General features: G+C 62.1%; 13 protein-coding genes. 9 read left to right on the forward strand and 4 right to left on the reverse strand.

What is annotated here, in order from left to right; translation table 11 throughout:
* Positions 1–59 precede the first annotated feature (59 nt).
* The 4 genes from O6760_RS21705 (at position 60) to O6760_RS21720 (ending at position 6,709) form a co-directional block, all read left to right on the forward strand.
* A complete protein-coding gene (locus O6760_RS21705) occupies positions 60–1,364 on the forward strand; it encodes a lipoprotein-releasing ABC transporter permease subunit (RefSeq protein ID WP_269581762.1) in 1,305 nt (434 codons plus the stop codon).
* An 11-nt stretch (positions 1,365–1,375) separates the two neighbouring features.
* Positions 1,376–2,092, forward strand: coding sequence for an ABC transporter ATP-binding protein (locus O6760_RS21710; protein ID WP_269581763.1), 717 nt, complete (start codon positions 1,376–1,378; stop codon positions 2,090–2,092).
* A 527-nt stretch (positions 2,093–2,619) separates the two neighbouring features.
* Positions 2,620–6,123: a DNA polymerase III subunit alpha gene (gene dnaE, locus O6760_RS21715; protein WP_269581764.1), complete on the forward strand. Its 3,504-nt coding sequence runs from the start codon at positions 2,620–2,622 to the stop codon at positions 6,121–6,123.
* Positions 6,124–6,256: 133 nt separating this feature from the next.
* Positions 6,257–6,709 carry a cysteine rich repeat-containing protein gene (locus O6760_RS21720; RefSeq protein WP_269581765.1) on the forward strand — a complete coding sequence of 151 codons (453 nt, stop codon included), beginning with the start codon at positions 6,257–6,259 and terminating at the stop codon, positions 6,707–6,709.
* A gap of 70 nt (positions 6,710–6,779) precedes the next feature.
* Here O6760_RS21720 and O6760_RS21725 read toward each other — a convergent pair whose 3' ends face one another.
* Entirely contained in the window at positions 6,780–7,670 is an 891-nt protein-coding gene (locus O6760_RS21725; RefSeq protein WP_269581766.1) for a LysR family transcriptional regulator, read from the reverse strand.
* 115 nt (positions 7,671–7,785) lie between these two features.
* On the opposite strand from O6760_RS21725, the gene O6760_RS21730 reads away from it, so the two are divergent.
* The 3 genes from O6760_RS21730 (at position 7,786) to O6760_RS21740 (ending at position 10,898) form a co-directional block, all read left to right on the forward strand.
* Positions 7,786–8,661 (forward strand): HalD/BesD family halogenase, encoded by an 876-nt coding sequence (locus O6760_RS21730; RefSeq protein WP_269581767.1) that lies wholly within the window; start codon positions 7,786–7,788, stop codon positions 8,659–8,661.
* Positions 8,662–8,729: 68 nt separating this feature from the next.
* On the forward strand, positions 8,730–9,989 hold the full coding sequence (locus O6760_RS21735) for a M24 family metallopeptidase (protein WP_442969933.1): 1,260 nt from the start codon (positions 8,730–8,732) through the stop codon (positions 9,987–9,989).
* 36 nt (positions 9,990–10,025) lie between these two features.
* Positions 10,026–10,898 carry a nitrilase-related carbon-nitrogen hydrolase gene (locus O6760_RS21740; RefSeq protein WP_269581768.1) on the forward strand — a complete coding sequence of 291 codons (873 nt, stop codon included), beginning with the start codon at positions 10,026–10,028 and terminating at the stop codon, positions 10,896–10,898.
* A gap of 27 nt (positions 10,899–10,925) precedes the next feature.
* On the opposite strand, the gene O6760_RS21745 is transcribed toward O6760_RS21740, so the two are convergent.
* The 3 genes from O6760_RS21745 to O6760_RS21755 all read right to left on the reverse strand — a co-directional run bounded on the left by O6760_RS21745 (position 10,926) and on the right by O6760_RS21755 (position 12,632).
* Positions 10,926–11,327, reverse strand: coding sequence for a VOC family protein (locus O6760_RS21745; RefSeq protein WP_269581769.1), 402 nt, complete (start codon positions 11,325–11,327; stop codon positions 10,926–10,928).
* 165 nt (positions 11,328–11,492) lie between these two features.
* Entirely contained in the window at positions 11,493–12,077 is a 585-nt protein-coding gene (locus O6760_RS21750) for a YeeE/YedE thiosulfate transporter family protein (protein WP_269581770.1), read from the reverse strand.
* Positions 12,078–12,080: 3 nt separating this feature from the next.
* Positions 12,081–12,632 carry a YeeE/YedE thiosulfate transporter family protein gene (locus O6760_RS21755; RefSeq protein ID WP_269581771.1) on the reverse strand — a complete coding sequence of 184 codons (552 nt, stop codon included), beginning with the start codon at positions 12,630–12,632 and terminating at the stop codon, positions 12,081–12,083.
* Positions 12,633–12,996: 364 nt separating this feature from the next.
* Between O6760_RS21755 and rpsB the strand changes: the two genes are divergently transcribed.
* A complete protein-coding gene (rpsB, locus tag O6760_RS21760; protein ID WP_269581772.1) occupies positions 12,997–13,839 on the forward strand; it encodes a 30S ribosomal protein S2 in 843 nt (280 codons plus the stop codon).
* Between the two features lie 145 nt (positions 13,840–13,984).
* Positions 13,985–14,902: a translation elongation factor Ts gene (gene tsf, locus O6760_RS21765; RefSeq protein WP_269581773.1), complete on the forward strand. Its 918-nt coding sequence runs from the start codon at positions 13,985–13,987 to the stop codon at positions 14,900–14,902.
* Positions 14,903–14,921 lie beyond the last annotated feature (19 nt).

Genomic DNA, 14,921 nt, shown 5'->3' on the forward strand with positions numbered 1-14,921 from the left:
TTGCAGGGATTCGGCGCGCCGCAAGGCGCGCCACCGGGCATTGCTGAAGTGGATGGACAATGACAGCGGCAGACACGGCGGACGTTGAGGACGGTCACAGACCGGCAGCTCCAACCCGCCCCTTTTCCGCCTTCGAATGGATGATCGCGGGCCGGTACCTGCGATCGCGGCGGCGTGAAACCTTCATTTCCGTGATTGCCGGTTTCTCCTTTGCCGGCATCATGCTCGGTGTGGCGACCCTGATCATCGTCATGGCGGTGATGAACGGGTTCCGGACCGAGTTGCTGGGCAAAATCCTCGGCATCAACGGCCATATGCTGGTTCAGCCGATCGACATGCCCCTGACGGATTACGACGAGGTTGCATCCAGGCTCGAACGTGTTCCGGATGTCGTGGCCGCCATCCCCTTCATTGAAGGACAGGCACTTGTGTCCGGCCCCGCCGGCAATCTCGGCGCACTGGTGCGCGGTGTTCACGAGAGCGACCTGCGCCGCATTCCCCTGATCGCGGACAACATCCAGCTGGGCACGCTGGACGGTTTCGCCGAAGGCGAAGGCGTTGCCATCGGCTCCAACATGGCGCAACAGCTCGGGATTACCGTCGGCGACAACATTACCGTGATCTCGCCGCGCGGCAGTGTGACCCCGATGGGCGTAACGCCCCGGCTGAAGGCCTACCCGGTCACGGCGATCTTCAAGATCGGCATGAGCGAATATGATGCCACCTTCCTGTTCATGCCCCTTGAGGAGGCGCAGGCCTATTTCAACATGGATACCAAGGCAACCGGGGTCGAGCTTTACGTGGTCGACCCGGACAGTGTCGGTATCATGAAGGCGGCGATCGAGGAGGGCGCGGACAGACCCACCTTCGTGACGGACTGGCGCCAGCGCAACGTGACCTTCTTTTCCGCCCTGGAGGTGGAGCGCAACGTCATGTTCATCATCCTGTTCCTGATCGTTCTGGTGGCTGCGCTCAACATCATTTCCGGCATGATCATGCTGGTGAAGGACAAGGGCAAGGACATCGCCATCCTCAGGACCATGGGGGCAACCCGCGGCGCGATCATGCGGATTTTCCTGATCACCGGGGCCAGCATCGGCTGTGTCGGCACGCTGGCGGGATTTGTTCTCGGGCTGGTCGTCTGCCTCAACATCGAGAGCATCCGGCAGTTCGTTTCCTGGATGACGACCACCGAGTTGTTCTCGCCGGAACTCTATTTCCTGTCGAAACTGCCGGCGGAAATCGACAGCGGCGAAACCACGACCGTGCTTGTCATGGCCCTGGTCCTGTCCCTGCTGGCGACGGTCTATCCGGCATGGCGCGCGGCGCGGCTCGATCCTGTCGAAGCGCTCAGGTATGAATAGGGAGACGGGAGATGGACATGGCCGTTGATCCGCAAGGCGCACCGGGCCTCGCTCCCGCAGCGCTCGAGCTTTCCGGCATCGCGCGCAGCTTCGAGGAAGGCGACCGTCAACTGCACATTCTCAACGGAGCCAACCTTCGGATCGAGGCGGGGGAGATGGTTGCGCTGGTCGCAGCTTCCGGCACCGGAAAATCGACCTTGCTGCATATCGCCGGGCTGCTGGAGCGCCCCGACGAGGGCGACGTGTTCCTCGGTCCGGTCAATTGTTCGGAACTCAATGATGTAGAGCGCACCGCGATCCGGCGCAACGACATCGGCTTCGTCTACCAGTTCCATCACCTGCTGCCCGAGTTCACGGCGCAGGAGAACATCATGATGCCGCAGATGATCCGGGGCCTGCCGAAGAAGGTGGCGGCCGAGCGCGCGAATGAACTGCTCTCCTACCTGCGGCTCGGTGAGCGCGGACTGCACAGGCCATCGGAATTGTCAGGCGGTGAACAGCAACGCGTCGCGGTCGCGCGCGCCGTGGCAAATGCACCGCGCATCCTGTTGCTCGACGAGCCGACGGGCAATCTCGATCCGAACACGGCCGCCTATGTCTTCGATGCCTTGTCTGCGCTCGTGCGGGCGTCCGGCGTTGCCACCCTGTTCGCAACCCACAACATGGAACTTGCCGGGCGCATGGACCGGGCAATCACCCTTGAGAACGGTCTCGTGAAGGCCCTTTAGCCGGGTCAGGACCACCGGTATTTGGCTTCGGCCCGTTGGCCCGGCAGGCGAAAACCGGTCACCGTCGAGCTGCTCAGGCGGTCGTGAACAAAGCGAAAACCCCAAGTTTTCAGCAAATTTGATTTGCCTGTTTGCAAGGAGAACAAAAAGTGCTTGCAAAGAGAACAAAATTAGAACATAGTCCTTTTACGCAATCAGCAAGGGTTGGAGGATGTGATGTTCCATATCGCTCGTGATTTTGCCGCTTTCGGATCTCTCGTCTGTTTCTGCACCACACTCGCAGTTTGGGGCGACGTGCTTTTTTCCGTCAATTGACAATACCTTTGCAGGTCTGCTCCGCTGCATGAATTGATCGCTTCTCTGACAGGTGCCGCAATTGCTGCTTGTTGAGGGGGCGCATGTCCCGTTTACGGGTCGGCGTTGCGAATCCAAAGAACAGCGGGGACGACCTTGCTGTCGCCTCGACAGGCGGCTCCGGACCGGGTTCACTTGGGTTCTGATTCTCAGAACAAGCCGTGAGTGCCGTTATGCCTGGTCCCGCCGATGTTTCTTCTCTATCCGCTGAAACGGATGCAGCCGGCCGGAATGGGGCCGGGGGGCCGGGCTATGTTCATCTGAGGGTGCATTCCGCCTTGTCGCTTCTTGAAGGCGCCTTGCCGATCAAGAAGCTTTTGGACCTGGCAAAGGCCGATGCGCAGCCGGCTCTGGCAATCGCCGATACCAACAACCTGTTTGGCGCCCAGGAGTTCTCCGGGAAAGCGTGGGGCGCGGGGATCCAGCCGATTACCGCCTGCCAGCTCTCGATCTTTTTCGACGACGGTTTAGAAAGCAGCCGCAAAGGCGAGCCCGCGCTTGCGGACGTCGTGCTCATCGCGATGGACGAGACCGGATACGGCAACCTGATGGAGCTCAGCTCGCGGGCGTTTCTCGATACCGAAACCGGACTGCGGCCGCATGTATCCGCCAGCTATCTTTTTTCGAAATCCGAGGGTGTGATCGTTCTGACCGGCGGGGTCAACGGACCGGTCGGCGCTGCGCTGCTTGCCGGCAGAAAGGATCTCGCCAGGAACCGCCTTGAAGTCCTTGCGGACCGTTTTCCGGGCCGGTGCTATGTCGAAATCCAGCGCCACGGCATGGAAGCGGAGCGCAAGACAGAGGACGCCTTCCTGTCGCTCGCCTACGAGCTTGATTTGCCGGTCGTGGCCACCAACGAGGCCTTCTTTCCCAAGCGCGAGGATTATGAGGCCCATGACGCCTTGATCTGCATTTCGGAAGGGCGGGTGCTGATCGAGGATGACCGGCGCCGCCTGACGCCGGAACATTATTTCAAGAGCCGCGCGGAGATGTGCGCGCTGTTCGCGGACCTGCCCGAAGCCCTTGCCTCGACGGTCGAGATCGCCAGGCGGTGCAGTTTCCGGCCGCTCAAGCGGGCGCCGATCCTGCCGCGGTTCGCTGGGGCCGATGCCGATCCGGAAGAAGCGGAACGCGCGGAAGCCGAGGAACTCAAGCGGCAGGCCCGTGAGGGCCTTCAGGCGCGCCTTGATGCCCACGGACTGGCGCCCGGGCTGGAGGAAAAGGACTACTGGGAACGCCTCGACTACGAGACCGGCATCATCGAACGGATGAAGTTCCCGGGCTACTTCCTGATCGTTGCCGACTTCATCAAATGGGCGAAGAACAACGACATACCGGTCGGACCAGGGCGTGGCTCCGGCGCGGGCTCGCTGGTTGCGTGGTCGCTGACCATCACCGACCTGGACCCCATGCGTTTCTCGCTCCTGTTCGAGCGCTTCCTCAACCCGGAACGTGTGTCGATGCCGGACTTCGACATCGATTTCTGCCAGAGCCGTCGTGAAGAGGTGATCCGCTACGTCCAGGAAAAATACGGCCGTCAGCAGGTGGCTCAGATTATCACCTTCGGTTCGCTGCAGGCGCGCGCGGTGCTGCGCGATGTCGGCCGTGTGCTGCAGATGCCCTATGGCCAGGTCGACCGGCTGTGCAAGCTGGTGCCGGCCAATCCGGCCAACCCGGTCACGCTCGGTCAGGCGATCGAGGATGAACCGCGCCTGCGCGAGGCCGCAAGGGAAGAGGAAATCGTCGAGCGGCTTCTGGGCATGGCGCAGAAGCTGGAAGGGCTCTACCGCCACGCCTCGACACACGCCGCCGGCGTGGTCATCGGCGACCGGCCGCTGGAGCAGTTGGTGCCGCTCTACCGCGATCCGCGTTCCGACATGCCGGTGGCGCAGTTCAACATGAAGATGGTCGAGGATGCGGGCCTCGTGAAGTTCGACTTCCTCGGCCTGAAGACGCTGACCGTGATTGATACCGCGGTCAAGCTGATCGAGCGCCGCGGCATCAACGTGGATGTGGCGGGGCTACCGATCGACGATCTGAAGACCTATCAGATGCTTGCCAGGGGCGAGACCTTCGGCGTGTTCCAGCTGGAAAGCCAGGGCATGCGCCGTGCCATCGCCGGCATGAAGCCCGACAGGTTCGAGGACATCATCGCCCTGGTGGCGCTCTACCGTCCGGGCCCGATGGAGAACATCCCGGTCTACAACGCCGTCAAGCACGGCGAACAGGATCCGGACTGCCTGCATCCACTGCTCGAACCGATCCTGATGGAGACGAACGGCATCATCGTCTACCAGGAACAGGTGATGCAGATCGCCCAGGTGCTTTCCGGCTACTCGCTCGGCGAAGCCGACCTTCTCCGGCGTGCGATGGGCAAGAAGATCGCGGCGGAAATGGAAGTGCAGCGCGCCCGCTTCGTCGACGGCGCGGTGGAACGCGGCATCAACAAAACCCAGGCCGGAACGATCTTCGACCTGGTGGCGAAATTCGCCAATTACGGCTTCAACAAGTCGCATGCCGCCGCCTATGCGCTGGTCTCCTATCACACCGCCTGGCTGAAGGCGAACCACCCGGTCGAGTTCATGGCCGCGTCCATGACGCTCGATCTCGGCAACACCGACAAGCTCGGTGATTTCCGCCAGGAAGCGCGGCGCATGGGCATCGAGATCGTGCCGCCTTCGATCAACCGGTCCCAGGTCTATTTCGACGTTGCCGACGGCAAGATCCTGTACGCCATGGGGGCGATCAAGGGCGTCGGTGAACAGGCGGTGGAGCATATCGTTGATATGCGCGGCGATACGCCCTTCACGAGCCTCGGCGATTTTGCACGGCGCATTTCGCCAAGGGCGCTCAACAAGCGCACGCTGGAAAACCTGGTGGCGGCCGGGGCTTTCGACGAGCTGGAGCCAAACCGGGCCCGGGTCTTCGAAGGGCTTGACCGGATCATGGGGCTGGCGCAGCGCTCGGAAGAAAACCGGACGCTCGGCCAGGACGAGCTCTTCGGCGGCAGCGACAGCGAGGAGCCGTTGCAGCTCGACGACGTTCATGGCTGGACCAACGAGGAAAAGCTGCAGCGCGAACATGCCGCCATCGGCTTTTACCTGTCCGCCCACCCGATCGACGAATATGCCTCCGTGTTGAAAAAGATGCGGGCGCAGCCCTGGACCCAGTTCGCCGAGGCGGTCAAGCAGGGTGCATCGCACGGGCGCTTGGCCGGCACGGTCGTTTCCATGCAGGAACGCAAGACCAAGACGGGCATGCGCATGGGCATTGCCCGCCTGTCCGATGCCACCGGCCAATACGAGGCGCTTCTGTTCCGGGAGAAACTCGAGCAGTTCCGGGACGTGCTGCAGGCCGGGCGCTCGGTCGTGGTGCTCGTCGGAGCGGACATGCGCGATGACGAGCCTTCACTCCGGATCGAACAGGTCGACCCGATCGACCAAATGGCGGCGCGGCTGCAAAAGAGCATGCGCGTTTTCGTCCGGGATGAACGCCCGATCCAGAGCCTGACGAAGCATCTTCAGGTGCGCGGGGAGGGCGATGTCACGGTGATCGTTCTCCTGGAAAACGGCGCCCGTGAGGTCGAGGTCAAATTGCCGGGCCGGTTCCGCCTGTCGCCGGAAATCGCCGGTGCGCTGAAAGCAGTCCCCGGCGTGACGGATGTCCAGATGGCGTGAGTGCACCGGGAAAGACGGCGGAGCGAAAGTCTGTCCGGATCTTGTTCTTCCGCAGGGCAGGGTGATGCGCTAAAATTCGTGCAGAAAACAAAATGTCGGCTGGGGGCCGTTGCAACCTTCAAGGTGAGCGCAAATGGCCTGCATTCTCAACACGGCGGTGCTCGCCGCCGCTCTGGCAATTCCTCTGACTACGGCACCGGCCGGTTCGGCGCGGGCCAATTCCCTGATGACCGCCTGCAAGGTCGATGTTGCGTCCCTGTGCAAAGGCGTCCCGGAAGGCCGTGGCCGAATCTCGGCCTGCCTGTTTGCCCATGACAACCGGATTTCCGGCACCTGCAAACCGGAACTGTCCAAGATCACCAGCAGCGGCACCTTCAGGAAAATGGTGCCTTCCAGCCTGAACAGCCTGAAGGGATCGGCCGGGGACACCCAATTGAGGCGGGTCTGCGCCGGGGATATCAAGACTTACTGCGGCGGAGTCGGCTCGGCGACGGACCGTATACTGGCCTGTCTTTATGCCTGGTCCAACCGTATCGGCAAATCCTGTCATGCCGAGGCGAAGGCGATTTTGACAGGGGGCCGGTGATCGATCTTGCCAGGGCCCTGCTCGGCGGAATGTCTTGTCCCGAAGTGCAGCGCTTGCGTTCCCGGTTGCTTCAGGCGCCAGACGCAACATGGCCCTCCGCGGGACGTTTTCCTGCCTGGCCTGCACGACAATGCGTTTCCACCAGTCGCACCAGATCCTGGAAGGCGTCGCTAATGCGGGCCGGAGACACATGCAGCTCGATTTCCGCCAGCCCGAGGGCGGGCAGGCCGAATCGGCTGCCGATATCGCAGCAGCCGGACGGAATGCTGCGCGGTGTCTTGACCGTGATCGCCAGGCCGGCCTGCACCGGGACGTTGACGCCGGTGGGAGACTGGCTGACATAGGGTTCCCGCCAGGGCCGCCCGGTTCGCCCGACCGCGGCCAGGGCATGCGCCCTGAAGATGCAGCCGTCGGGATTGAGCGCCAGGGGCAGGTCCATGCCATCGCCAAGGTCGAAGGTCTCATGTGCCACCCAGATCATCGGCTCCACTCCCAGGACACGGCCGGTCCGGGTCGGTTGATGCCTGACGGCCAGCACCAGATCCAGCTTGCCCTCCCGGAACTGCTCCACGAGCGTTGAGGAAATGTCGCAGACAACCTCGACCTGTACCTCCGGATGGGTCCGCGCGAGTTTCGCCAGCAGGATCGGCAGGTACGCGGCCGCATGTTCTTCCGTCAGGCCGAAGCGGATGCGCTCGAGCGGCGTGTCCCGGTTCAGGGCCGTCCGGGCGTCCTGCTGCAGGCTGAGCAGCTGGCGTGCGAAAGGCAGAAGCCTGGTGCCGCCGGGCGTAAGCGCCACGGTTCGGCTCGTGCGGGTGAAGAGACGGGTGCCAAGATGCTCTTCCAGCCGCTTGATCTGCAGGCTGACCGCCGACTGGGTGCGGTTGAGCAATTTGGCGGCTGCACTGAAGCCGCCCGTGTCGGCAACGGTGACAAAGGCCTTGAGAAGATCGCTGTCCATTTATCTATTAAAATTACTCATAGAAAGAATATCAATAACTCGTTTCCCGCATCGAAAAAGGTCTTCTACGGTCGGCTTCAAGATGAGGTCGCCCGAACCGAAGGAGACGGTGCTGATGAGCGAGACGCAGATATTCAAGTTCAGCCTGGAGGATTGTATCGACCTGGCGCGCTACCCGGTCGACAGGCTGGAAACCGCGGCGGGACAGCAGCTGGTGGCCACCTGCCGCCGGCAACTGGCCGGTGACGGCTGTGTGGTCCTGAAGGACTTCGTGTTGCCATCCATGCTGGAGCGGCTTGAAGCCGAAACGGAACGGTTGTCCCCCAACGCGCATATCAACGAGACGGAGACAAATCCCTACAATTCCGCCGCCGATCCGGGCCTGCCGCCGGCGCATCCCAAGAACCGGTTCGACGACAGGACCAACGGTTTTGTCGCAGGCGATCGAATCGCACCGGATACAATCGTCCGCACCATTTATCACGATGCCGCCTTCAAGGCTTTCATCGCCGCGGTCGTGGGCGAGCCGGAGATCCACGAATTCGCCGATCCGCTGGCGGATCTCGTCATCAACGTCCTGAAGGAGGGACGGCAGCATCCCTGGCATTTCGACAGCAACGACTTCATCGTCTCGATGCAGACGCGCAAGCCGCTCGCAGGCGGTATCTTTCAGTATGCGCCCGGCATCCGCGGTCCGCAGGGAGAGAACTTCGAGGGCGTTCAGCGGATTCTCGATGGTGACCACACGGCCCTGAAGATGCTGGAACTGTCGCCCGGTGACCTGCAGATCTTCTTCGGCCGCAATTCGCTCCACCGGGTCAGCCCGGTCGAGGGCGAACGCGAACGGCACACCGTGATCTTCGCCTATGCCCGCGAACCCGGCTTCATCGGCCGGCCGGAACGTGCCCGCGCCATTTTCGGCCGGATGGCGCCGATCCACGAAGAGATGCTGAAGAAGGATGTTGTCCGCACGGACAGTCTCGCGGATTGAGGCAGCGGCCATCCCTTGCGCAAACCGGAAGAAGGAACGAAGGCGTGAGCATTGTTGAAAGCGAAACCCTGACAGATTGCGAACCGGCCACAATCCCGGTTGTGCCGTCGGCCCCGACCGGCAACACGGATCCGATCCCGCAGGCCTTCGAGCCTCGCCAGCTGCGGGCCGGGCGGCTGGCGCGTCTGCGGGCGATGATGGTGGAGGAGGATTATGCGGCCCTGGTCCTGTTCGACCCGAACAACCAGCGTTATGCCACCGGTTCGCGCAACATGTTCGGCTATTTCCTGCGCAATTCCACACGCTACATCTATGTGCCGGTGCAGGGACCGATCATCCTGTTCGAATATCCGGGCAGCGAGCATGTCTCCATGTGGCTGGAGACCATCGACGAACACCGGGTGTCGAAGGTGGTCTGGTCGGCGGTAAACCAGCGGGACGGCCAGTCCTCCGATCCGTTCGGTGCGGAAATCGCCGAACTGGTGCGCGCGCATGCCGGCGGCAACACCAAGGTCGGTCTCGACCGGGCGGCGGTGAACCTGGTCCGGTCTCTGGAAGCGGAAGGCCTTAGGGCGGTCGATTGCATGCAGGACACGCTTCATTGCCGGCGGATCAAGACACCGGAGGAAATTGCGTGCCTGGCCCAGTCGGTCGCGGGTACGGAAGCGGCCGTCTACGAAGTTGAACAGGCGATCAAGCCCGGGGTCACGGAAAACGAGCTTTTTGCCGTGCTTTACGGCAATGTCATCCGCCAGGGCGGGGAATTTATCGAGACGCGGCTGCTCAATTCCGGTCCGCGCACGAATCCGTGGTTCAACGAGGCCAGTGACCGGCCGGTGCGGCCGGGCGAGCTGATCGCGCTCGACACGGACACGATCGGTTGCCACGGCTATTACTGCGATTTCTCGCGCACTTTCCATGCCGGTCCGGGCCGGCCGAGCGCCTACCAGAAGGAGCTCTACCGGATGGCCTACGACCAGATCCACTACAACATGGATCTTCTGAGGCCGGGATTGAGCTACCGGGAGCTTGCCGGCCAAGCCTGGAAGATCCCGGAGCGCTTCTATGATCGCCGCTATCCGTCCATCATTCACGGTGTGGGCTTGCATGGCGAAACGCCCCTGGTCGCACACCAGGGTGACTTCGACAAATACTCCAGGGACGGCGTGCTGGAACCGGGCATGGTGGTGTCGGTGGAAAGCTATATCGGCGAAGTGGACGCCATGGACGGGGTCAAGCTGGAAGAGCAGGTGGTGATCACGGAAACCGGCATCGCGAAGATGTCGCGCTATCCCTACAGCGACACGTTGCTCGACCGTGTCCTTTGACCCGGACTGTCCAGTGTCGGCCCGCCGGAGGTGTCCGTGCCGCGTTTCCTGACACTCGCCGTGGCACAGGTCGCCAGTGCGACCGGTGACATAGCCTCCAATCTCGACAAGCATCTGGATTTCATCGACCGGGCACGGTCGGCGGCAGCGGACATGCTGCTGTTTCCGGAGCTTTCTCTGGTTGGGCACGATGGCGCCGAACAGCTCCTCGACGTGGCGATGACGTCTCGCGATGCGCGGCTGTGCGCGCTTAGCCGCGCGGCGGGCGACATGGAAATCGTCGTCGGGTTCATCGAGGAAGGGCCGGGCGCGCAGTTCTACAATTCCGCCGGCGTCTACAGGAACGGGACGCTGCGCTACATCCACCGCAAGATCAACATTCCCTCCTACGGGCGGCTGGTGGAAACCAAGTTCTATTCCCTCGGCAGGTTTGTCGACATCCATACGGTCTGCGAGGACTGGAAGGCGGGGCTCCTGATCTGCGCCGACCTCTACAATCCTGCGCTGGCGCATCTCGCTTTTCTGCATGGCGCGACCATGCTGGTGGCTCCGGTCTCGAGCGGGCGCGAAGCGGTCGGCGAGGATTTCGACAATCCGCGCTCCTGGGCAACGACGCTGCATTTCTACGCCATGATGTACGGCGCGCCCGTTGCCATGGCCAACCGGGTCGGACGGGAGGGTGTTCTGACTTTCTGGGGCGGTTCACGTATTCTGAACGCCTTCGGTCAGGTCGTGGCGCAAGCGGGAGACGGGGAGGAGCTCATTGCCGCCAGGCTGGACTATGCCGATACGCGCAAGGCAAGGGCGATGCTGCCGACGGTGCGCGACAGCAACATTTCCCTGGTGCACCGGGAAACGACCCGGCTGATCGAAAATCTCGGCGTGCCGACGCTTGTCAGGCCCGACTAGGCTTCAAACCGGCCATGTCCGGAGCGGTCACTGGCCGGCGGGCCAGATGATTTCCAGCCGGATGCCGCCGGGCTCGTAAAACATCATGTGCTTGCGCGGTCCGCCGCCAAGTGGTTCCGGTTCGAACTCCATCGTGATCCCCGGCCAGTCCCGCACCCTTCCGGCGAGTTCGTTGAGTTCGTCCTCCGAGCCGACTTCGAGGGCAACGTGATGCAGGCCGATGTTGCTCTTGCGGTCGAACGCCGTCATCGGCCCGGACTTGTCCGCCTGCCAAAGCGTGAAACGCGCGGTGCCGTCCGACACGGTTGTGCGGGGGTATCCGTCGTCCCGGGCCAGCAGCTTCCAGCCGAGCACATCGGTGAAAAACGCGGTGGTCCGGTCGAGGTCGCGGACGGTAAGGCCCAGGTGATTGATGCCCTTGGTGGTCACGTTCGGAATCCTGGTTGACGAGATTGTGCACCAAACAGGTAGAAAGAGGCGGGCAGGGCGTCAACAGGGAAAGCTGTTCAGGCGGGGTTCCACAGACTTTGCGGGCATCTTGGCAATCAGGTTGCCTCATCGCACACGCCGGCAGCGCGTGCGATGAGGTCGGGTTTATTCCGCAGGCAGGCGGGTGTCTCTGCGGACAATCCAGTCCGGCAACAGAAACGCGACAACCACGAAGGCGACACCCAGCACGATCCCGAGAATGTCACCCGGCAGGCCGGTCAAGGCCGCGTAGTCGGTGCCGGGAACGGACCCAAGTGTCGTCTTGCCACCGAGAATCGGGTCAAGGATGCCGAGAGACTTGGCGGCCGGGTAGCTGATCATGTAGGCGGCCGCCCCCAGAAGTCCGCCCGCGATGAAGGCGAAGGCGTCACGGCGTCCCGCACCCGCAGCGACGAGACCTGTGCCGGGACAATAGCCGGCGAGCGCCCAGCCTGCCCCAAGCAGCAATCCGCCGAAGAGAACGCCAAGATAGGCCGTTTTGACCGACATGTGGCCGACATCGACAAGGCCCAGCATCTGTCCGCCGAACATTAGCGCCGAACCCGTGCCGATTGCCAGGAGAATGGCCTTCATGAGTTTCAGGTTGGTGAGATTGAGCATGCGTCCGATCACGTTCGGATCGGATGCGCCGATCCGGTCCAGTACTGCGCCGAAAGCGCCGCCAATCAACAGAGCAAGTACGATTTCCATGGCTCAAACCTCCTCTTTGTAGAGCATCATCGCGGTCGGCACCGCGGCTGCGAAGGCACCGGCGGCAAACAGATAGCCGGACAGGGCTGTCTGCATCATGCCGGACATCATGTGTCCGGACGTGCATCCCCCGGCCAGACGTGCGCCGTAGATCACGATGAAACCGCCGGCAAAAGCCGCTGCATAGCGCTTGAGAGCACTGTCGCCGAAATTCGCCCGCCAGAGTTCTGACACCTTGCGTTCCTGCGCGCCGACACCGCCGCGGAGCCAGGCCGAGAGGGCGCCCCCGGCAATCATCGCCAGAACGAAGACAAAACTGTAGTTCACGGGATTGGATACAGACTTGGCATACTTGCCGCCGGACTTGGCGAGATAGGCGTTCGTCGATGTGTATCCGTCTTCCGTTTGCGTGACGACGGCGGGATCGACGGCGTCCCAAAGGATGCCGTCGAGGATCACGAATTGTGTTGAAACACCGATGGGTTTGACAAGCAGGACGGCGAGGAAGAAGACCACACCAAGTGTCAAACCTCCAATTTTCCAGTCTAGGGTCATCATAGCCTCCATTAATTCATAAATACGAATATATGAATTTATGACGATCTTGCCTTTGACTTGTGTCAAATGGCACCTGATGTGCCGCATCGCCTGTCCGGAAAGGGATGCTCCGAACGAGGTCGCTCGAAAAGGCAGATGCTCAGCGGCTGACCCGCAAGTGCGGCGCAAGCCGCTTCATTCCGCAATAAAACCGGTTCTTGGGCCTTGAAATAAAATTGTGACCCCACTATAAGGCGCGCATTCCACACGCAAGGGGCGGAACCTGAGCTTATCGGGGTCCATCCGGTGCCCGCGAGGAACATCTCCTCCGGTCCACATCCTCTTGCGGAGGTCAAACCGGAAAACTCAGGAGATAAGGGCCATGGCATTGCCCGATTTCACCATGCGCCAGCTGCTCGAAGCTGGTGTGCACTTTGGTCACCAGAAACACCGCTGGAACCCGCGCATGGGTCAGTTCATCTTTGGTGTGCGCAACGACGTTCACATCATGGATCTGTCCCAGACCGTTCCGCTTCTGCACCAGGCTCTGAAAGCCGTGTCCGACACGGTTGCCGGTGGTGGCCGCGTTCTGATCGTCGGCACCAAGCGCCAGGCCCAGGAAGCTGTTGCATCGTCCGCACGGAACTCCGCGCAGTACTTTGTCAACGCCCGCTGGCTCGGCGGCATGCTGACCAACTGGAAGACCATCTCCCAGTCCATTCAGCGCCTGCGCAAGCTGGAAGAGACCCTGTCCTCCGACGCTGCCAACGCCCTGACGAAAAAAGAACGCCTGTTCATGGACCGCGAGCGTGAAAAGCTCGAGCGGAACCTGGGCGGCATCAAGGACATGGGCGGTATCCCGGACCTGATCTTCGTGATCGACACCAACCGTGAATCCATCGCCATCCAGGAAGCCCGCCGTCTGGGCATCCCGGTCGCCGCGATCCTCGATTCCAACTCCGATCCGGACGGCATCACCTACCCGGTGCCGGGCAACGACGACGCCGGCCGCGCGATTTCGCTCTATTGCGACCTGATCGCCCGTGCCGCCATTGACGGCATTTCCCGCGCCCAGGGCGCAGCCGGCATGGATATCGGCGCATCGGACGAAGCTCCGGTTGAAGAAGCTCTGGCGGAAACCGCCGAAGAAGCTCCGGCTGAAGAAGCTCCTGCCGAAGCAGCACCCGCTGAAGCTGAAGCTGAAGCCGCACCGGCTCAGGCCTAAGAAATATCTCTGCCGCGTCCCGCGCGGCAGATTTATGTTGAATTCGCAAGGCGGGCTGCAAATTGTTGCAGTCCCGTCATAAAGGCGCGGAAAGCCATCGGCTAAACCGTGTCTCATCTGAAACCCCCCATGCACGAGGCAATCGATGAGCATTACCGCTGCGATGGTAAAAGAGCTCCGCGAGAAATCCGGCGCTGGCATGATGGACTGCAAGACCGCCCTGAACGAATCCGGCGGTGACATGGAAGCGGCTGTCGACTGGCTGCGCACCAAGGGCCTGGCCAAGGCTGCCAAGAAGGCTGGCCGTGTGGCCGCTGAAGGTCTGGTCGGTGTGGCTGCCGACGGTAGCAAGGCTGCCGTGATCGAGCTGAATTCCGAAACCGACTTCGTCGCCCGCAACGAAGGCTTCCAGGAGCTGGTCTCCAAGGTTGCCCAGGTAGCCGTCGGCACCGACGGTTCGGTTGAGGCCGTTGCTGCCGCCGACCTTGGCGGCAAGCCGGTCACCGACGCCATCACCGACGCGATCGCCACCATCGGTGAGAACATGACCCTGCGCCGCTCCGCGGTTCTGAGCGCGAATGAAGGTGTCGTTTCCACCTATATCCACGGCAAGGTCGTTGAAGGCCTCGGCAAGATCGGTGTTCTGGTCGCCCTGGAATCTTCCGGCGACAAGGGCAAGCTGGACGCGCTTGGCCGGCAGATCGCCATGCACGTTGCCGCGACCAGCCCGCTGGCGCTGAGCACCGACGAGCTGGACCCGGCCGTGGTCGAGCGTGAAAAGACGGTGTTCTCCGAGCAGGCCCGCGAGTCCGGCAAGCCGGAAAACATCATTGAGAAAATGGTGGAAGGCCGTTTGCGCAAATTCTACGAGGAAGTTACCCTCGTGAAGCAGGCTTTTGTCATCAACCCGGATCAAACGGTTGAACAGGCCGTCGAGGCGCTCGCGAAGGAACTCGGCACCGACGTCAAACTCTCCGGCTTTGTCCGCTTCGCCCTCGGCGAGGGGATCGAGAAGGAAGAGCAAGACTTCGCCGCAGAGGTGGCAGCCGCCACCGGGCAGTAAGCTCCGAAGAAAGCGCCGG

Source organism: Roseibium sp. Sym1 (assembly GCF_027359675.1).
Lineage (GTDB): Bacteria > Pseudomonadota > Alphaproteobacteria > Rhizobiales > Stappiaceae > Roseibium.

Excerpts from the sequence above, each read along its gene's own strand:
- rpsB (WP_269581772.1), top strand. The coding sequence starts at position 12,997 with ATGGCATTGCCCGATTTCACCATGCGCCAGCTGCTCGAAGCTGGTGTG.
- O6760_RS21750 (WP_269581770.1), bottom strand. The coding sequence starts at position 12,077 with ATGGAAATCGTACTTGCTCTGTTGATTGGCGGCGCTTTCGGCGCAGTA.
- O6760_RS21725 (WP_269581766.1), bottom strand. The coding sequence starts at position 7,670 with ATGGACAGCGATCTTCTCAAGGCCTTTGTCACCGTTGCCGACACGGGC.
- dnaE (WP_269581764.1), top strand. The coding sequence starts at position 2,620 with ATGCCTGGTCCCGCCGATGTTTCTTCTCTATCCGCTGAAACGGATGCA.
- O6760_RS21755 (WP_269581771.1), bottom strand. The coding sequence starts at position 12,632 with ATGACCCTAGACTGGAAAATTGGAGGTTTGACACTTGGTGTGGTCTTC.
- O6760_RS21710 (WP_269581763.1), top strand. The coding sequence starts at position 1,376 with ATGGACATGGCCGTTGATCCGCAAGGCGCACCGGGCCTCGCTCCCGCA.
- O6760_RS21705 (WP_269581762.1), top strand. The coding sequence starts at position 60 with ATGACAGCGGCAGACACGGCGGACGTTGAGGACGGTCACAGACCGGCA.
- O6760_RS21720 (WP_269581765.1), top strand. The coding sequence starts at position 6,257 with ATGGCCTGCATTCTCAACACGGCGGTGCTCGCCGCCGCTCTGGCAATT.
- O6760_RS21730 (WP_269581767.1), top strand. The coding sequence starts at position 7,786 with ATGAGCGAGACGCAGATATTCAAGTTCAGCCTGGAGGATTGTATCGAC.
- tsf (WP_269581773.1), top strand. The coding sequence starts at position 13,985 with ATGAGCATTACCGCTGCGATGGTAAAAGAGCTCCGCGAGAAATCCGGC.